This window comes from Paractinoplanes pyxinae (assembly GCF_026626335.1).
Classification (GTDB): Bacteria; Actinomycetota; Actinomycetes; order Mycobacteriales; family Micromonosporaceae; genus Actinoplanes; species Actinoplanes pyxinae.
This window is the reverse complement of record NZ_JAPNTZ010000017.1, coordinates 127,514-145,876: the sequence shown is the minus strand read 5'-3', so window position 1 is coordinate 145,876 and position 18,363 is coordinate 127,514. Positions and strand designations below refer to the sequence as shown.

Sequence of the window (18,363 nt, the reverse complement as noted above, 5' to 3'; positions counted from 1 at the left end):
TCATCCGTCCTGTCGTTACCAATACCGAGTGGCCGATATCGCCTGTACGAAAGGTGGATCCGTCACCGGTTCAGCCGACACGACGAGGGGCGGATCATGACGGGATCGGGAGTCGAGCGCATGACGCGCACGGCGTGCCCGTTGCCGGCGCCGCCGACCGGTGTCTCCACGCCCTTGCCGCCTTCGAACCAGGAGGCGGAGCGGCGCTCGGGGAGCCGCGCGCGACGCACCGGGCTCCGGTGGGGTCTGCGCGTCCTCGCCGTCGGCGGTCTGGCCGGTGCGGCCTGGCTGCTCACCGGCTCCGCCGCCCAGGCAGCGGACCGGGCCGACGGGCCCGACGGCTCGTCGCTGCTCGGCTCCCTCATGGGCGCCGACGCCACTTCGCCGGTCTCCGACCTCCTGCAGGCGGCCGTCCAGCCGCTGGAGAGCATCGAATCGGCACACCATCGACACAGTCTCGTGTCCGACATCCTCGACGTGCCGCGGTGGGCTCCGGCCCGCTTCGACGCGGACGACGACGTCGAGTACGAGCCGTCGTGGACCACTGTGGACGTCACCCCCGACGTCGACGAGGTCTGGGACGAGGTCGCCGCACCACATCGCCTCACCGGCGAAGCGGCGCCCGAACCGCGGCTCACCCCGGTGACCAGCACGGTCGCCGAAGTCGAGCTCCCGGCTGAGCAGGAACTCCCCGGAGAACCTGAGCCGGCTCCTCTCCCCCAGGAGGCGGAGCTGACGGCCGAGCCGAGCCGCGCACCGATCCACCAGGCCCAGCCTGTCCCGGTCACCGGCCGCCCGGCCGTGGCACCGGTCAAGCACGGCCAGGTCTCCTCCGCCCACCGGCGTCATCACCACACCGCTCACGCGGTGGCGGCGAAGCCGGCAGTGGAACCGGAGGAGAGCACTCCCGGTGGTGACACACCGGCCGCGCCGCTGCGGCTGCACCTCGGGGAAGTCAGCGGTACCCCGGCCGGCGGGCCGGGAACTCCCACGGAAGGCGGCTCCGCGGCCTTCCTGCCGGCCGCGATCGCGGACCGCACGATGGCTCGCCACGTGCCGGCGATCGCGCCCGATGTCGAGGCCCGGCGGCATGACGCCGAGGCACCGACCGTCTCACCTGACTGAGTGATGGCGCCCGGTGGTCCGCCCGACCGCCGGTGAACCGGACGGCACTCCACTTCGGTGCCGCGTTCCGGCTCGATTCCCCAACCGCTTGCGAACAAGCGGCGAATCACCGACGCCTGAATCACACGCACCGCACCGAAGCGCCGCGGGCGCACGTCGACAGGCGGGGTCAGGGCATAAAAGAAATGAGCCAGGGCACCGCTGCGCCCGAATGCAGTCGAAAAAGATCCCCCAATTGAATACGCAACACATTCTTCCGAAACATTCTTGAAAGGCATTTCTTTTCTATGAAGACTTGGGTTCGTAAGACTCTGAGTGTCGGTGTCCTGGCCGCCGGCGCCCTGCTGTTCGCCCCGGGCGCCGCGAACGCCGACTCCCGTCAGGTCACCGGCAGCAACGTCGGTCTCCTGAACGGCACCCAGATCGCCGTCCCGGTGCAGGTTCCGGTCAACGTCGTCGGCAACTCGCTGGGCATCCTCGGTGTGGCCGACGCCCGTGGCGCCGGCGTCAACAACCTGGAGCACGGCCGCCGGGGCGACCGCGGCCGCGGCGCGGTCCAGGCCACCGGCAGCAACTTCGGCATCCTGAACGGCACCCAGGCCTACCTGCCGATCAGCGTTCCGGTCAACGTGGTCGGCAACGCCGCCGCGGTGGGCGGCTTCGCCAGCGCCCAGGGCGCCGGCGTCAACCGCACCGAGAGCACCACCCGCCGGGCCGACCGCCGCTGGGACGGCCCGAGCCAGATCACCGGGTCGAACTTCGGCATCGGCAACGGCACCCAGATCTACGCGCCGGTCGACGTCCCGATCAACATCTGCGGCAACTCGCTCGCGATCCTCGGCTTCGCCCAGTCCGGCGCGGTCTGCGCGAACGACCTCGGGGGCCACCGGGGCGGCCGGGGCTTCGGCTTCGGGCGCCGCGAGAGCGCGAGCGGCGGTCACGGCGCCACCCAGGTCACGGGCAGCAACGTCGGCGTCGCGAACGGCACCCAGCTGCTCGCCCCGATCAGCCTGCCGGTGAACCTGGCCGGCAACTCGGCCGCCCTGCTCGGCTCGTCCAGCAGCCGCGCGGTCGCCGTGAACGAGTCGGCTCGCGGTGGCGGCGACGACCTCACCCAGGCCACCGGCTCGAACTTCGGCATCCTGAACGGCACCCAGATCGCCGTGCCGATCAGCGTCCCGATCAACGCCTGCGGCAACGCGCTCGGCGTCCTCGGCGCCGCGCACTCGTCGGCCGCCTGCGTGAACGACCGGGGCGCCCGCGGCTTCGGCTTCGACGGTGACGACGACTGGGACGGCGACCACGGTCACGGCCGTCCGGGTCACCACCACGGTGACAAGGACTGGGACGACAACGACGGCGACCACGGCGACGTGGACGACGACGACTACAAGGGCGACGGTGGCGTCCGGGGCGACCAGAAGGGCTACAACGACGTCGCCGACGACGACAACGTGGCCGATGACGACAACGACGTCGCGGACGACGTTGCCGACGACGACGTTGCCGACGCCAACGACGCCGGCTACGTGAGCCCGGCCGCCACGGGTTCGAAGACCACGAAGACCGGTGGCCGCGAGTCCGCCTCGCTCTCGACGGTGACCGACACCATCGGTGGCCTGGGCCTGCTCAACACCCTGCGCTGAAGCTCGCCTCCGCCGAACGCAAGCTCGCTCTCCCACGGGGGATAGCGGAAGACCGGGTCGTGCCGGTCCCGGGCACGATCCGTCCGGCGCCACGAGGCGTCGGGTAACAGCCGGTGCCCCTCCACGGCACCGGTGGCAGTGAAACGGACGGGAGTCTCCGCAACCGGCGGGGGCTCCCGTCCGTCGTTGCCGCGCAAGGTCGGATCGGCTACCCTAACGCTCGTTAAGCTTTAACGACCGTTCAGGAGGGGCCGGCGTGGGCGACGACGAGCTCGCACAGGTACGCAAGCGGGTGCTGGCCGGCGGGGCCGAGCGCTACCACGCCGCCAACGCCGCCAAGGGCAAGCTGTTCGCCCGCGAGCGGATCGCCCTGCTGGTCGACGAGGGCACCTTCGTCGAGGACGGGCTCTATGCAAACAGCCTGGCCGACGGGCTGCCGGCCGACGGCGTGATCACCGGAATGGCCCGGGTCGACGGCCGCGAGGTCTGCCTGATGGCGAACGACTCGACGGTCAAGGCGGGTTCCTGGGGCGCCCGTACGGTCGAAAAGATCATCCGCATCATCGAGCGGGCCGTGCAGTACGGCGTCCCCATGATCTATCTGGTCGACTCGGCCGGTGCCCGCATCACCGACCAGGTCGACCTGTTCCCCGGCCGTCGCGGCGCCGGCAAGATCTTCCACACGCAGGTCAAGGGGTCCGGCGCGATCCCGCAGGCCTGTGCGCTCTTCGGTCCGTCGGCCGCCGGTGGCGCGTACATCCCGGCCTTCTGCGACATCGTCGCCATGGTCGACGGCAACGCGAGCATGTACCTCGGCTCCGACCGCATGGTCGAGATGGTGACCGGCGAGAAGACGACGCTCGAGGCGATGGGCGGCGCGCGGGTGCACTGCACCGAGTCCGGCGTCGGCCACTTCCTGTGCAAGACCGAGCACGACGCGCTCGAGACCGTCCGGTCGTACCTGTCCTATCTGCCGTCCAATTGGGAGGGCCGGCCCCCGGCGGCCGAGGCCAAGGCGTCGACCGGGGCCGACCTCGGCGCGCTGGTCCCGGCCAGCGAGCGTCAGGCCTTCGACATGCGCCGGTACGTCAAGGGCCTGGTCGACGAGGGTTCGTTCTTCGAGATTCAGGCGTTGTGGGCCAAGGAGCTGACGATCGGCTTCGCCCGCCTGAACGGCGAGGTGATCGGCATCGTCGGCAACAACTCGATGTTCAAGGGCGGCGTGCTCTTCCCCGACTCGGCCGACAAGGCGTCGCGCTTCGTCCAGCTCTGCGACGCCTTCAACGTCCCGCTGCTGTTCCTGTGCGACGTGCCCGGCTTCATGGTCGGCACGGCGGTCGAGAAGCAGGGCATCATCCGGCACGGCGCCAAGATGATCACCGCGATCTCCGAGGCCACGGTGCCCAAGATCTGCGTGGTGGTGCGCAAGGCGTACGGCGCCGGCCTCTACGCCATGGCCGGCCCCAGCTTCGATCCGGAGGCCACCATCGCGCTGCCCACCGCCAAGATCGCGGTGATGGGGGCCGAGGCGGCCGTGAACGCCGTCTATGCCAACAAGATCGCGGCCATCGCCGACGACGACGAGCGGGCCGCCTTCGTGGCCGCCCGCCGGGCCGAGTACGAGCAGGACATCGACATCATGCGACTGGCCAGTGAACTGGTCGTCGACACCGTCGTCGAGCCGGGCGACCTGCGCGACGAACTCATCCGCCGCTACCACGCCGCCCGCGGCAAAGAGCGTTTCTTCGCCCGTCGCCGCCACGGCGTCACGCCCGTCTGACAGGAGCACAGCCATGGTCGACTTCCGGCTCGACGAGGAGCAGGAGGCGCTGCGCGTCACCGTCCGCGACTTCGCGCGCGAACAGGTCGCGCCGGTGATCGCCGAGCACTACGAGCACAAGACATTCCCGTACGAGGTCATTCGCCAGATGGGCAAGATGGGCCTGTTCGGCCTGCCGTTCTCGGAAGAGGTCGGCGGCATGGGCGGTGACTACTTCGCGTTGTGCATCGCGCTGGAAGAGCTGGCCCGGGTGGACAGTTCGGTGGCGGTCACGCTCGAGGCCGCGGTCTCGCTGGGCGCCATGCCGATCTACCGGTTCGGCACCCCGGAGCAGAAGGAACGGTGGCTGCCCCGGCTGACCAGTGGCGAGGCGCTGGCCGGCTTCGGCCTCACCGAGCCCGGCACCGGCTCGGACGCGGGTGGCACGACGACCCGCGCGGTCTACGACGAGGCCACCGACGAGTGGGTGATCAACGGGACCAAGGCGTTCATCACCAACTCCGGCACCGACATCACCTGCCTGGTCACCGTCATGGCGGTCACCGGGGTCAACCCCGACGGGTCCAAAGAGCTGTCCACGATCATCGTGCCGTCCGGGACGCCCGGCTTCACCGTGGCGCCGGGCTACTCGAAGGTGGGCTGGTGCGCCTCGGACACCCACGAGCTGTCGTTCGACGACGTCCGGGTGCCCGCGACCAACCTGCTCGGCGCCCGGGGCCGCGGCTTCGCCCAGTTCCTGCAGATCCTCGACGAGGGCCGCATCGCCATCGCGGCGCTGTCGGTCGGGCTGGCTCAGGGCTGCGTCGACGAGTCCGTCCGCTACGCCCAGCAGCGCGAGGCGTTCGGCCGGCCGATCGGCAACTACCAGGCGATGCAGTTCATGATCGCCGACATGGAGATGCGGGCCCACATCGCCCGGCTCGGCTACTACGACGCCGCGGCGCGCATGCTCGCCGGCGAGAACTTCAAGCAGTACGCGGCGATCGCCAAGCTGAACGCCAGCAACGCCGCCATGGAGAACAGCCGCTGGGCGACGCAGGTGCACGGCGGGTACGGCTTCATGAACGAGTCCGCCGTGGGCCGGTTCTACCGCGACGCCAAGATCCTCGAGGTCGGCGAGGGAACGTCCGAGGTCCAGCGCATGCTGATCGCGCGCGGCTTGGGGCTTTAGGCCTTTAGTGGCTTTTGAAGGCCCAGCCTTCGGTCCGCAATCCGACATGAGCGGATCTCTGCTCGCCGGAGGGCTTAACCCACCCTAAGTTCGGTGTCATGGGGGCAGAGACCGCGCCGGACCAGGGCGGATCCGGGTTCGACGCCGTGCTGCGCCGTGCCCGGCGGCGCGCCAAGCTGACCCAGGAAGAGCTGGCCGTCCGGGCCGGGGTCGGCGTGCGAACGGTCCGCGACCTCGAGCGCGGCCGGTCGTCGCGTCCGCAGCGCACGACGGTCGTCCTGCTCGCCGACGCGCTCGGTCTGGCCGGCGCTGCCCGTGAGTCGTTCCTGGCCGCCGCGCGCGGCCAGTCCACTGAGGAGCCGCTGCCGCCCACCGGGTTCCAGCGGGTGCCGCCGCCCGGCGAGCTGATCGGCCGCGGCGACGACCTGACCGAGATCATCACCCAGCTCAGCGTGCCGGACGGCCCGCGCGGCATCACCCTGGTCGGTCTGGCCGGTGTCGGCAAGACCAGCCTCGCCTTCACGGCGGCTCACCGGCTGTCCGCGGCCTACCCGGGCGGCGTGGCCGGCATCGTGGTCACCGACGGCTGCGCGGCCGGCGAGATGCTGGGCAGCATCGCCGCCGAGTTCGGCGTCGGCCGCCCTGACGACCTGCCCGCCCGGTTCGGCGGCCGGGCCGCCCTGGTCTTCGTCGACGCCGTCGAACGGTCGCCCGACGCGACCGCCGAAATGCTGGCTCACCTGCTGGAAAGGCTGCCGACACTGCGGTTCCTGGCCACCGGGCGACACCCGGTCGGGCTGAGCGCCGAACAGGTCTGGCCGCTGGCGCCGCTGATGGCGCCGCCACCCGAGGCGACCGGCGATCTGAGCGATCTGGCGGCGTACCCGGCCGTGGCGTTGTTCCTGGAACGCCTGGCCCAGGTGCGTCGCACCGACCCCGAACCCGGCGAGATCGTGGCGGTTGCGGCCCTGGTCCGGCGGCTCGGCGGGCTTCCCCTGGCCATCGAACTGGCCGCCGCCCGTGGGCGGGTGCTGACGGTGCCCGAGATGCTCGACCGCTACGGCGACCGGGTGCTCGACCTCGACCGGCCCGGCTCGGTGTCCCTGCGGACCGCGGTGGCGGCCAGCTATCGGTTGCTCAACCCGCAGGAGCAGCGGGCCCTGCGCCGGCTCGCGATGTTCCGCTACCGGTGGTCGATCGGGCTGGCCGAGCAGCTGGTCGACGAGCCCCACAACGACGTGGTCCACCTGCTCGACCGGCTGCTCGAGCTGGGTCTGCTCAGTGTGCGGGGCAGCCGGACGTTCCGGTTCCGGCTGCTCGACGTGGTGCGGGACTACGCTGCCGAACGCGCGGCGGCCGAAGGCGAGCTGGCCGAGGGACGCCGCCGGCACGCGCGGGTGCTGGCCGACCTGGCCGAACGGATCTGGCCCGACCTGACCGGCACCGGGCTGCCGGAGGCGGCGGCCCGGCTCGACGATGTGGCCGGTGATTTCGGTACGGCCCTGGCGTACGCGGCCGGCGACGATCCACACACCGCGCTGCGCCTGGCCGCGGCGCTTCCTCGCTGGTGGCGCTTCCGCGGGCGGGACGTGACCGGCCGTCAGTGGCTGCGCCGGCTGCTGGACGACCCGCGCACCGCGGACGCCGACCCGGCCACCCGCGCCTGGGCCCGCATCGGCCTGGCCCAGCTGGCCCGGGAGCACGGAGCGGGCGCGGAAGAGATCGACTCGGCGAGCGAGGCGCTGGCCGAGTTCGAGCGGCTGGCCGTGGTGGCGGGTCAGCTCACGGCACACGCGCAGCTGGCCGCGCTGTGGATGAGCACCGGGGCGTACGAGGAAGCCCGCCGGCACGCCGAGGCCGCTCTCGAGCTGGCCCGGCTCGGCGGGAACGCCCGGGACATGGCCGTCGCCGAGAACAACCTGGTCTGGCACGAGATCCGCCGCGGTGACCTGGCGGCCGCCCGCTCGCGGCTGGCCGAGGTCGACCGGCTGGCCGGGCGGTGCGGGGAGCAGCGGCTGCGCGCACTGGCCCAGGCCAACCTGGCCGAGGTGGCTCGCCTCGACGGTGAGCTGGATGAAGCCGAGCGCCTCGGTCGTGGCGCGATGGTCGGGCTGACCGGGCTGGGCGACCCCGGCCACCGGCGGCGGCTGCTGGCGACGATCGGGCTGGCCCTGGCCGACTCGGGGCGGGTGGGCGAGGCGACGGCGGTGCTCGAGCAACTTGTTCCCGCGGACGACGACGCCCCGCCGGACGGGCCGGCGGCCGTGGTCGAGGCGGCGATCGCGCTGCGGCGGGGCGAGCCGAAGCGGGCGGCCGAGAACTTCGCGCGGGCGGCCGACGCGTACGACGGAACTCAAGATCCTCGCGACGTGGTGGAGGCGCTGGCCGGGTTGATCGTCAGCACGCCCGACCCGGATCAGCGCGCCGCGGCCGTCAGCCGGCTGGGAAAGATGTGCCGCTCGGGCGGGATCGCGCTGCTGCCGCGGGAGCGCGACCGACTCGGGCCGCAGACCGTCACGGTCCTGCTCGAAGGCTGAGTCGCGCTGGGCCGCTTCTCTTGATGACTGGGCCGCTTCGCTTGACGGCTGATTCGCGGAGGGGCTGGCCGGGCGTGGCCGGTCGGCATGGCGTGCCCCCCACGCGCCGACCGTTGCCACGCCCGCCAGTAACGCGGCGAGAACGAAGCTCCCCCGTCAAGCCCCGCTGTCGCCTCGGTCGCGCCGCATCCCCCTGCGCGGATCACAGTAGCCGCGAACGTCACGACAACTCGGGAGATATGTCCGTTTGGACCGCCGAGACGCCCGATTCTGCCGGTAGTTCTGCCGGTTTCCAGCAGAACTTCCGGCCCGACCGTCACAGACCGTTTTGTGGCGACCCCGAAATGCTGATCAAGCGGCTGCGGCCGGGCGGTCCTCGCCCGTACCGGCCGTGGCGCAGGGGTTGACCGCATCGCGGATCTTGCGCAGCGAGTCGAGCATGCCGTCGAGCTGGCCCGGGGTGAGCTGGCCGATGAACCACTGCTGAAGCAGCTCGAGGTGGCCGGGAAGAACCTCGTCGAGGCGGTTCACGCCGGCGTCGGTGATCACGGCGAACGAGCTGCGCCGGTCGCTCGGGCAGGCCTCGCGGCGGACCAGGCCGTCCCGGTCCATGCGGTCGACGACGCGGGTCACCCCGCTGGTGGAGAGGGAGGTCTGGCCGGCCAGGTCGGTCATGCGCAGCCGCCGGCCGGGTGAACGGGCCAGGCGCATGAGCACCTCGAACTCGACGGTGGAGAGGCGGTGTTCCTCGAACTGCGCGGCGAAGCGGTTCGTCAGGCCGGTGAAAGCCTCGGCGAACAGGCCGAACGCGGTGAAGCGGGGGTCATCCAGATCCGTACTCACGTGCACCATCCTACACCGGCCCTTGACACGGGGAATATTGCTTGGCATATTGTTGCTCCGTCACACAAACACCGACCACTGCGCTTCGAGAGAAGGAACAGTCATGACCGAGTCCGTCGCCAGCACCCGTGCGTACGAGGGTCTGCAGATCCCGGCCGCCGGCACGTACGACCTGGACGCCGCGCACAAGCGGGTCGGCTTTGTGGCGCGACACCTCATGGTCAGCAAGGTCCGCGGCCAGTTCGCGGACGCCTCGGCCGTCATCACGATCGGCGAGGACCCGCTGGACTCCGCCGTCGAGGCGACCATCAACACCGCCAGCATCGAGACCGGCCAGGTCGACCGGGACAACCACCTGCGCAGCGGCGACTTCTTCGAGTCCGAGAAGTACCCGGTCATGACATACCGCAGCACCGGCATCAAGAGCCACGCGGGCGGCGAGTTCGTGCTGAACGGCGAGCTCACGATCAAGGACGTGACCCGCCCCGTCGAGCTCCTCGTCGAGTTCGAGGGCGCCGGCACCAGCCCGTACGGGCAGGCCGTCTTCGGTTTCAGCGCGACCGCCGAGATCGACCGCGAGCAGTGGGGCCTGACCTGGAACATGGCCCTCGAGAGCGGCGGCGTCATGGTCAGCAAGAAGATCAAGATCGAGATCGAGGGCGAGGCCATCCGCCGCGCCTGATCCACAATCCACAGTCGAACCGCCGTCCGGAGTTCCGGGCGGCGGTTCGTCGTCGTGCGGTTTGTCGTGTGGTCTTGTCGTGTGGCGGACTCCCCGCCGGGATGGCAAGGTAGACCGAGCGCAAGCATTCGCTCACAGAGTGGTGACCGACGTCCGTTTCATCCCTGGCCGCCATGGGAGGGTAAGTGGGCAAGGACCTCGCGACTCTCGTCTTCGCCCCCGAGTCTCGCGTCACCTACCGCCACAAAGTACGCCGATGCCTCGACGCCTTCGCGCAGATGCTCCACCAGGGCGTCCTCGCCGGCTCCGCGTCCGACAACGCGATGACCGGGCTGGAGATCGAGCTCAACCTGATCGACGACACCGGCCGGCCCGCGATGCGCAACGCCGAGGTGCTCGCCCAGCTGGACGACCCGGTCTTCCAGACCGAGCTGGGCCAGTTCAACCTCGAACTCAACGCGCCGCCGCGTCCGATCGCTGGTCGCGGCCTCGAGGACTACGAGCGTGACCTGCTCGACAGCCTGGGCCGCGCCGACGAGAAGACCGACTGCGGCATCGTGCTGATCGGCATGCTACCGACACTCACACCGGATCACCTGGTGCTCGAAAACCTCAGCGCCAACGAGCGATATCGCCTGCTCAACGACGAAATGGCCGGTGCCCGCGGCGAACAGTTCGACCTCGACATCCGCGGTGCCGAACAGTTGCGCAGCGCCAACTCGTCGATCGTTACCGAGGCGGCGTGTACGAGTGTCCAGTGTCACCTGCAGGTGCCGCCCGACCGCTTCGACCGCTACTGGAACGCGTCGCAGGCCATCGCCGGGATCCAGGTGGCGGTGGGCGCCAACTCGCCCTTCCTGCACGGCCGCCGGCTCTGGGCCGAGACGCGCATCGCCCTGTTCCAGCAGGCCACCGACACCCGGCCCGAAGAGCTCAAGGCCCAAGGCGTACGCCCAAGGGTGTGGTTCGGCGAACGCTGGATCACGTCGGTGACCGACCTTTTCGACGAGAACGTCCGCTTCTTCGCGCCGCTGCTCCCCATCCTCGACGAGGAAGACCCGCTCGAGGTGCTGCAGGCGGGCGGAGTGCCGCGCCTAGGAGAGTTGCGCCTGCACAACGGCACGGTCTACCGCTGGAACCGTCCCGTCTACGACGTGATGGACGGCCGGCCACACCTGCGAGTCGAGAACCGGGTGCTGCCGTCCGGTCCGACCGTGGCCGACCTGCTGGCCAACGCGGCCTTCTACTTCGGCCTGGTGCGGCAGTTGGCCGAGGACGACCGGCCCATCTGGTCCCGGCTGCCGTTCGCCGCCGCGCAGGACAACTTCCACGCGGGCGCCCTCCGCGGCCTCGAAGCGACGGCGTACTGGCCCGGCCACGGCGAAACGCCGGTGGCTGAGCTGGTGCGATCGGTGCTGCTTCCCTTGGCGTACGAGGGTCTGGACTCTTACGGGGTCGAGCCGGCGATCCGCGACCGGTTGCTCGGAATCATCGACGAGCGCTGCCGCCTCGGACGCAACGGGGCTTGGTGGCAGACCGAGGCCGTACGGGTGGCCGAGAGCCGAGGTCTTTCCCGGAGCGCAGCCCTGCACGACATGCTGCTCCGCTACACCGACCTGCACCGCACCAACGCCCCGGTGCACACCTGGCCCACCACCTAAGTCCGGTGCTCTCAGTCCTTGGGTGTGGGCTTGGGGTTGATCTGTGCCACGGCCGGAGTCGGTGGCGGGGGCGTCACAGTGGACTTCGGCGGCTTGGGGCTTTCGGGCGGTGTTGTGGCTTTTCTGGGCCGGGGGCGTGGGCGGGCCGCCGCGGCGATCTCGGAGTCTGTGACGTGGGGCGCGGGCTTGCCGTTGGTCCGCGGCGCCGGAGCCGGCTTGGAGTCCTTCTTGGGCGCGGGACCCGGCTCGGGCGAAATGACCTGGTCGGGCTCTGGCGTGGACGGCTTCTTGCGGCCGAACAGACCTGTCTTTGGCTTGGTCTGTGGTGAGAAAGATGCCGCGTCGGCGGCCGGTGCGTCCGGGACCTTAGCCACGCCGGTCGGGCTGGAGGCGGTCGGCGGGGCGCTCTCGCCTGTGCGCGGCAGCGGCATGGCTGCGGGGATGGAGCGGTCGCCGTCCGGAACTTGATGGTCGGTGGTGGGGGTGGGCTGGGTGCGGCGGTTGGCCAGGGCTCGGGCGGTGGCGACGGCCAGGGCTGAGCCGGCCAGGCCGGCCAGGACTGCGTAGGGGGCGATCAGGTAGGCCGACTCGATGGGGCCCAAGGCGCCGGTCAGGCGGGGGGCCAGGGCCAGGAAGGCGATCGCGACCAGCAGCGGGCCGGCCGCGCCGGAGGTGGCGGCGCCGACGCCCAGGTTGCCGCGGCGGGCGGCGGGGGTGGCGGCCAGGACGCCGACCAGGAAGGCGGCGGCCAGGGTGAGCAGGGCGCTCGGCCAATAAATTGTGCCGTAGCGGCCGCTGCTGGCTACCTCGGCGAACTGCCAGCTGGTCAGGTAGGTGGCCGAGTCGCGGTTCGTGGTCAGTTCGACGACGATGGCGGCCACGGCCAGGGCCCATAACCAGACGCCGGTGGCCATCAGGTTGGCGGCGACGGGTCTCGACGACACGGCCCAGAACGCCACGACCAGGCCGAGGACCAGGCCGACGGCGGCGTAGCCACCGGCGATGACCTGGGGCGAGAAGGTGTCAACGCGTACGGCGGAACGGGCCGGAAGCGCGATCAGCGCGACCGTCACCAGAGCCCCGACCGCGGCGCAGGCGGCCAGGGCGAAGCGCCAGGCGGCGCTGGTGCGAGAGCCCGGACCGCCCCGGTAGCGACTGCCGAGCACGGCGCCGAACACCGTGGCGCTCGCCGTGATCCAGGTGGCCCAGCCCAGGCTGCCCAGCCAGGCGCTGTCGTCGGGGGTCGGCGTCACCGGCCACACCACCACACCCAGGCCGTAGCCCAGACCCAATTGCGCGGCGCCCGTGCCCGCGGCGGCGCCCGCCGCGATCGCTACCCGTGCCGTCCAGCCCTTGTCGGCCATGCGCCGCACTGTAGCGGTACCCACCGATGCCTGCGAATCGGTGCGGTGCTGCCTCTGCATCTGCTTCAACCGTAGCCACCTGGTGTGTTTGTCCTGCGGAGGCCAGACATGTCCCGCAAGATTCGATACGTTGACCTCTGCTGGTGAACGAGGCCCGAGGAGTGGCGATGCCCGACGAGAGCGACGAGTTTTCGAAGCCTCGCGAGCCTGACGCGGACGCCACCCGGCCCGACGATCCCGACGCCACCCAGGCGGGCGGCACCCCGGCCGATCTTGAAGCCGAGAAGGACGCCGGAAAAGGCGCCGCAAAGAACGACGACCTGGACGCCACCCAGGTCGACGGCACGCCGGCCGACGCGACGACCGTGGGCCGGGCCGCCGTGCCCCCGCCCGACGACGAGGACACGCTGCCCGGCAAGGGCCGCCGCGACGACGACACGCTGGACGACGTGCGCCAGGTGCCCACGGTCCGCGACGAGCCCACCGTGGTGGCGGACCGCTCGACAGCGATCATGCCGCCGGTGGGCGACGACGACTGGGCGCCCAGCCGGGCCAACCCCGCCTGGTCGGGCCGGGCCGAGGTGCGCGCGCCGCAGCCGGGCCGGGGTTATCCCGAGGTCGACTGGGCGGCGGCCGCACCGCCCCCGCAGCGGGACCGCTGGTGGATGCCGATCATCGTCGGGATCGTCGCGTTGGTGCTGCTCGCCGTGCTGGGCTGGGCCATCTATCTGCTCGTGAACGACTCGGACGACAATCAGTCGCCTCCGCCGCCGGCCACGAGCAGCGCAGCGGTCACGCCCAGTGAGACGGCTCCCACCACCGAGACCTCGTCGCCCAGCCCGACGCCGACCACCACGGCCCCCACAACCTCGCCGACGCCGGCCACGACCGAGCCGACCAGTGGCGAGGTCGCCATTCCGGCGCTGCGCGGCCTGGCGTTGAGCGAGGCTCAGGCGGCGTTGCGTACCACCGGCCTGAACTACCGGCTGATCTATCGGCAGGCGCCGGACGTGCCGCCGGGCACGGTGATCGACAGCGATCCGGTGGAGGGGCAGGAAGTGCCACCGGACACGACGGTCACCCTCGTGGTCTCGGCGGAGGCCACGAACACGCCGGCGACGCCGACCGCGACCACCGGGAACCCGGACGAGCCGCAGAACTAGCCGTCAGCGGTTGGTGCGGACCGTACGGGCCTGGATCGTGCCGCTGACCAGGCCGGGCTGCCGGCCGTTGCGGGCCCGCGGGTCGGGCGCCTTGCCGACGGCCCGAAGGCCGCTGACCTGAACGAAGATCGACCGCCGCTCCACCGCGTCCCCCGCCGCGTTCAGCTCATATCCGTCCAGCCAGATCCAGCCGTCGTAGGTCGGCCAGTCGTGGACCCGGATGACACGGAACAGCATCGGCGCTGCGAATTGGACGCTCGCCGCCTTCGTCACGTGGAGAACATCACCGGACCGAGGAAGCACGTCATCTCCTGCCCTGAAACTTCGTCGCGGGACGAACCTTGACACGAAAGCACCAAGTGTGCCCGGCAAAAACTGCTGTGCAAGTCCCCGACGATGCCAATCATCAAAAGCGTTGCACAACGTCACCGTCACCGATCCGGCGGCCGACCGAAAGTGGATCAGTCCACGTCGGACGGACTAAAGGATCGGTACCCCGTAAACGGTGGTGTAACCATGTGTTGAGCGGGCCTCGGCCACATCGCCCGGTCGAGCGAAGTGACGTCTGCCATACCGAAAAGATTGCACCACGAGTCCGGTCGATGCAAGTTGCATGTCAGCCCTTCGTGATTACTGATCGGTAGGCAACGGTCAACTTGAATCGCTTTATGATCGACAGGAGACTGGTTGTTGTGAATCAACATCGCAGTCCCACCATTCGCCGCCGGCGACTCGGGGTCGAGTTGCGCCGGCACCGGGAGGCCGCCCGGGTCACGATCGACATGGTGGCGGAGCGACTCGGCTGCTCGACGTCCAAAGTGTCCCGGATCGAGACCGGGCACACGAGCGCCACGCCCGGCGATGTTTCGGCCATGATGGACATTTACGGCGTTTCCGAGGCAATCAAGTCCGAGCTTGTCCAAATTGCCCGAGAAGCGCGGCAAAAAGGGTGGTGGCACCCGTTTTCCACGGTTCTCACGGGCGCGTACGTCGGGCTCGAGGCCGCCGCGAGGTCGGTCCGCACGTACGAGTCGCAGGTCATTCCGGGTTTGCTGCAGAGCAAAGAGTATGCAATTGCGGTGATTCGGGCCGCCCAGTCGAGGGACAGCGACCAGGAAATTGAGCAGCGCGTGCGCGTCCGGATGGAAAGACAGTCGTTATTGATTCAGGACGATCCGATCGATCTTTGGGTGGTGCTCGATGAGGCTGTAGTGAGCCGGCCGGTCGGTGGCGACGAGGTCATGCGTGATCAATTAGCCAGATTGATCACGACAGCCCGGTTGCCGAACGTCACGTTGCAGATCTTGCCCTTCGCGGCGGGCGCGCACGCCGGGATGGACGGCACGTTCGCCATTCTCGAGTTCGAGGAGGAGGGCGACGCCGACGTGGTCTTCACCGAGAACGCGACTGGTGGCTTGTTTCTCGAGAAGGCCGAGGAGCTCAGCCGGTACATCTCCATCTTCGAGACCATCCGGACGACGGCCCTCCCGCCGGAGGAGTCCATCGGGATGATTCAAATGCTGGTAGAGGAGCCATTGTGGAAATCGAAGCGAAGGGTCTCCGGGTCGATTTGAGCCGGGCGCAGTGGTTCAAGAGTGCTCGCAGCGGACCGAACTCCGACAACTGTGTCGAGGTGGCATTCGTGGACGAGGCGATCGCGGTCCGCGACTCCAAGAATCCGAACGGGCCGGCGCTGATCTTCACCGCCGCCGAGTGGGACGCGTTCGTGGGCGGGGCCAAGGACGGCGAGTTCGACCTCTGAACCCCTCAGGTCCGCATCGGCGCGGCCGGCCTCCCCGTCCGGTACGGGGAAGCCGGCCGTAGTCATTTCCGCGCTCGCCTCGTTGAACGCCAAAAGCGCGGACCGGACCGCGCACACCGGCGGGGTCAATTCCCCGAACGAGGCAAGGCAGACAGATGACGATTGGTTCGGAAAATCTCAGCAGCGGCTCCTCGACGGCGCAGGACAGGTTCAGCGGCGGGGTCAGTGCCTACCGGCAGAACCGGCGCGACGCGGCGCTCGCCGGGGACGGCACGGACGGCGAACTGATGTCGCGCGGCAGCCTGCCCACCCGGTCGCCGGGGCGGTCGCACAGCATCGACTCGATCAGCCCGCTCGACCGCTCGGCCCAGCTGCCGTCGCTCGACCTGCCGAAGCTGACCGAGCCGGTCTTCCCGTCGAGCGGCTGGCCCGACTCGGACTCGTCGGAGTCGATGGCCGACCACCCGCTGCTGCGAGGCCTGCTCCTCGAGCTGCCCGCGCGCGGCACTCTGCCCACATCGGACTGGCTGGACCGCTGGTTCGAGGCCGCGCGCTCGATCCTCGAGCTGCTGTACGTGCAGGAAGCCAAGAAGAACTGAGGTCAGCGGGAGGAGTCGACCGGCGCCCGTAGCCGGTTGCGGCCGATCGGCGCCAGCACCTGAAGGCTGAGCCGGCTGTGCCGCAATCCGGCCCGTACGCCGATCGCGAGCACGGCCACGCCGACCACCGTGATAGCGATGCCGGCCAGGTCGGCCCCCGGCACCTCGACCAGGCCGCCCGCGATGGGCAGGCTGATCAGCGTGGCCAAGCCGGTGACCTGCAACGGAACCAGGATCAGCGGGTGCGCGGCGGCGGCGCGCAGGGCCGGCGGCACCGGAGCCTGCGGGGCGGTGGCGAAGGCGCCCGCGCCCCGGCGCACCTGGGTCAACCGGCGCAGCGTGGCGGTGAGCACGATCAGGGCGGGCACGGCCGGCAGCAGAGCGGCGGCCGGAGCAGCTGATTCGCCCGGCAGCAGACCAGTAACCAGTGGAACGGCGACGAACACGGCCGCGCCCCCGGCCACCAGTGCGGTGAGCAGGCCGGCCCGGTGACGCATCTGCAGCGCCGAACGGGCCGACGGCAGCGCGTCGGCCAGCAGCCCGGCGGTGAGCCAGACGGCGACGAGGGCGCCGGCGAGGATGAGGTCCGCGACGATGTTCACATGAACAGCGTTCACCTGCGCGCGCTGACGCGAAACCGGGTTATCACCCCACCGGCCCCGTAGGGGAGGTGTCGTTGATTACCCCGAGACGGCCTCAGAGAAGTCTCAGACGGCGAAGCTGGTGACCGGCTCGGTGGCCGGCGGCGGCGGAGTGGCCTTCCACAGTCCACTTCGCTGGGCCGCCAGGCGGGCCAGGTAGGCCGGGTTGAGCAGCACATACCGCTTCCACAGCCGCTTCGGCTCGAGCCCCAGACGCCACAGCCACTCGAGCGCGTACTTCTGCATCCACGCGGGCGGGTTCTTCAGCAGACCGGCGTGGTAGTCGAACGCGGCGCCGACGGCGAGCAGCGGCATGTCAAGAAGCGGACGCATCGCGTACGTGAAGATCTCTTGCCGCGGGCACCCGAGCCCCACGAGGACGATGCGCGCCCCGGAGCTCTTGATCCGCTCGGCGATCTCTTGCTCTTCCCCCGGGTGGGACGTCCGGAACTTCGACGCCTCGACCCCGGCGATCTTCAGCGCCGGGAACATCCGCTCCAGCGCCGGGACGAGCCGGTCGAGCGTGGGCTGCGTGGACCCGTACAGATAAATAGGAAGACCCTCGGCCGCGGCCTGCTCCACAACCTTCAGAGTGAGCGTCGGCCCGTACACCCGGTCGGTCAGCCCCGCGTGGTGCACCGAGTTGAGCGCCCACCGCACCGGCTGCCCGTCCGGCGTGACCAGATCGAAGGAGTTCAGCCGGCGGTTGTGCGCCTTGTCCTGCACGCCGGTCATGACCCCGTGCACCGCCAGCGCCGTCACCGCGTAGTGCCGCCGCTCCCGCGCCGCCTCCATGATCCGGGCGGTCGCGTCCGCGTAGTCAGTCACGTCAACCAGCACACCAAGCACACTGCGCTTGCCCGTTCCGGTAGCGGCAGTCACGGTCGCACTCCCCGACGTAGAAGACACCCGAATACGAAGACACCCGAATTTCCGCCGCCGAGCATAACGACCACCCCCCCTCACCCTTCCGGGTCGCCAGTCCGGCACGTTCCGGGTACCGAACCACTCCCGACCCGACGGAACTCGAAGTTTGGAACCAGACCGTGACCCACCACACAGAGCAACGAAGATGACCGCGGGCCCTACCGAAAGTGAGGTTCGCCCCGGCGAAGCCGGCAGCCCGACGAGTCGTGAGATAACTCCCACAGCGACCAAGACACCGTGGGGTTTCAGGGGGCTCGGCCCCCTGAGCAAATATGACGAGGCGCAGAGGTTCGCGCTTCTCAGCGAACACTCTGCGCCTGCGACTCGTGGGGATGGGGGGAGTTGAACCCCCACGTCCTTTCGGACACACGGACCTGAACCGTGCGCGTCTGCCATTCCGCCACATCCCCGTGGCTTTATGAGACAGGCCGAAGACCTGACTTTTTGTTACTGGCTGCGACA

At 70.0% G+C, this 18,363-nt stretch carries 16 protein-coding genes and 1 tRNA gene; 11 read left to right on the top strand and 6 right to left on the bottom strand.

Annotation, left to right across the window (positions count from 1 at the left end):
* Window positions 1-96 precede the first annotated feature (96 nt).
* The 5 genes from OWR29_RS38490 (at window position 97) to OWR29_RS38470 (ending at window position 8,259) form a co-directional block, all read left to right on the top strand.
* Window positions 97-1,125 (top strand): hypothetical protein, encoded by a 1,029-nt coding sequence (locus OWR29_RS38490; protein ID WP_267568441.1) that lies wholly within the window; start codon window positions 97-99, stop codon window positions 1,123-1,125.
* A 287-nt stretch (window positions 1,126-1,412) separates the two neighbouring features.
* A complete protein-coding gene (locus OWR29_RS38485) occupies window positions 1,413-2,771 on the top strand; it encodes a chaplin family protein (RefSeq protein ID WP_267568439.1) in 1,359 nt (452 codons plus the stop codon).
* Between the two features lie 256 nt (window positions 2,772-3,027).
* The gene (locus OWR29_RS38480; RefSeq protein WP_267568438.1) at window positions 3,028-4,551 is read left to right on the top strand and encodes an acyl-CoA carboxylase subunit beta; all 1,524 of its coding nucleotides are present in this window, start codon (window positions 3,028-3,030) and stop codon (window positions 4,549-4,551) included.
* Between the two features lie 13 nt (window positions 4,552-4,564).
* Window positions 4,565-5,722 (top strand): acyl-CoA dehydrogenase family protein, encoded by a 1,158-nt coding sequence (locus tag OWR29_RS38475; RefSeq protein ID WP_267568437.1) that lies wholly within the window; start codon window positions 4,565-4,567, stop codon window positions 5,720-5,722.
* Between the two features lie 98 nt (window positions 5,723-5,820).
* Window positions 5,821-8,259 (top strand): ATP-binding protein, encoded by a 2,439-nt coding sequence (locus OWR29_RS38470; RefSeq protein ID WP_267568436.1) that lies wholly within the window; start codon window positions 5,821-5,823, stop codon window positions 8,257-8,259.
* 351 nt (window positions 8,260-8,610) lie between these two features.
* On the opposite strand, the gene OWR29_RS38465 is transcribed toward OWR29_RS38470, so the two are convergent.
* Complete coding sequence (locus OWR29_RS38465) at window positions 8,611-9,111, bottom strand: MarR family winged helix-turn-helix transcriptional regulator (RefSeq protein ID WP_267568435.1); 501 nt, start codon at window positions 9,109-9,111, stop codon at window positions 8,611-8,613.
* Between the two features lie 94 nt (window positions 9,112-9,205).
* Here OWR29_RS38465 and OWR29_RS38460 point away from each other — a divergent pair, with 94 nt between their 5' ends.
* Window positions 9,206-9,784, top strand: a complete 579-nt coding sequence (locus tag OWR29_RS38460) for a YceI family protein (RefSeq protein ID WP_267568434.1) — start codon at window positions 9,206-9,208, stop codon at window positions 9,782-9,784.
* A 185-nt stretch (window positions 9,785-9,969) separates the two neighbouring features.
* Window positions 9,970-11,445, top strand: coding sequence for a glutamate-cysteine ligase family protein (locus tag OWR29_RS38455; RefSeq protein ID WP_267568433.1), 1,476 nt, complete (start codon window positions 9,970-9,972; stop codon window positions 11,443-11,445).
* 11 nt (window positions 11,446-11,456) lie between these two features.
* On the opposite strand, the gene OWR29_RS38450 is transcribed toward OWR29_RS38455, so the two are convergent.
* On the bottom strand, window positions 11,457-12,809 hold the full coding sequence (locus OWR29_RS38450) for a Hansenula MRAKII killer toxin-resistant protein 1 (protein ID WP_267568432.1): 1,353 nt from the start codon (window positions 12,807-12,809) through the stop codon (window positions 11,457-11,459).
* A gap of 167 nt (window positions 12,810-12,976) precedes the next feature.
* Between OWR29_RS38450 and OWR29_RS38445 the strand changes: the two genes are divergently transcribed.
* Window positions 12,977-13,972 carry a Stk1 family PASTA domain-containing Ser/Thr kinase gene (locus OWR29_RS38445; protein WP_267568431.1) on the top strand — a complete coding sequence of 332 codons (996 nt, stop codon included), beginning with the start codon at window positions 12,977-12,979 and terminating at the stop codon, window positions 13,970-13,972.
* 3 nt (window positions 13,973-13,975) lie between these two features.
* On the opposite strand, the gene OWR29_RS38440 is transcribed toward OWR29_RS38445, so the two are convergent.
* On the bottom strand, window positions 13,976-14,209 hold the full coding sequence (locus OWR29_RS38440; RefSeq protein WP_438872709.1) for a hypothetical protein: 234 nt from the start codon (window positions 14,207-14,209) through the stop codon (window positions 13,976-13,978).
* 455 nt (window positions 14,210-14,664) lie between these two features.
* On the opposite strand from OWR29_RS38440, the gene OWR29_RS38435 reads away from it, so the two are divergent.
* The 3 genes from OWR29_RS38435 to OWR29_RS38425 all read left to right on the top strand — a co-directional run bounded on the left by OWR29_RS38435 (window position 14,665) and on the right by OWR29_RS38425 (window position 16,333).
* Window positions 14,665-15,546 carry a helix-turn-helix domain-containing protein gene (locus tag OWR29_RS38435; RefSeq protein ID WP_267568529.1) on the top strand — a complete coding sequence of 294 codons (882 nt, stop codon included), beginning with the start codon at window positions 14,665-14,667 and terminating at the stop codon, window positions 15,544-15,546.
* Window positions 15,516-15,734, top strand: a complete 219-nt coding sequence (locus tag OWR29_RS38430; RefSeq protein WP_438872712.1) for a DUF397 domain-containing protein — start codon at window positions 15,516-15,518, stop codon at window positions 15,732-15,734. Before OWR29_RS38435 ends, OWR29_RS38430 begins: the two co-directional genes overlap by 31 nt.
* 155 nt (window positions 15,735-15,889) lie before the next feature.
* Window positions 15,890-16,333, top strand: coding sequence for a hypothetical protein (locus tag OWR29_RS38425; protein ID WP_267568427.1), 444 nt, complete (start codon window positions 15,890-15,892; stop codon window positions 16,331-16,333).
* A 2-nt stretch (window positions 16,334-16,335) separates the two neighbouring features.
* Here the strand turns inward: OWR29_RS38425 and OWR29_RS38420 are convergent, their stop codons facing one another.
* From OWR29_RS38420 to OWR29_RS38410, 3 genes are all read right to left on the bottom strand, one after another.
* Complete coding sequence (locus OWR29_RS38420) at window positions 16,336-16,935, bottom strand: hypothetical protein (protein ID WP_267568426.1); 600 nt, start codon at window positions 16,933-16,935, stop codon at window positions 16,336-16,338.
* Between the two features lie 105 nt (window positions 16,936-17,040).
* Window positions 17,041-17,856 carry a WecB/TagA/CpsF family glycosyltransferase gene (locus OWR29_RS38415; RefSeq protein WP_498371639.1) on the bottom strand — a complete coding sequence of 272 codons (816 nt, stop codon included), beginning with the start codon at window positions 17,854-17,856 and terminating at the stop codon, window positions 17,041-17,043.
* 372 nt (window positions 17,857-18,228) lie between these two features.
* Window positions 18,229-18,311 (bottom strand) — tRNA-Leu (locus OWR29_RS38410).
* Window positions 18,312-18,363: the final 52 nt, after the last annotated feature.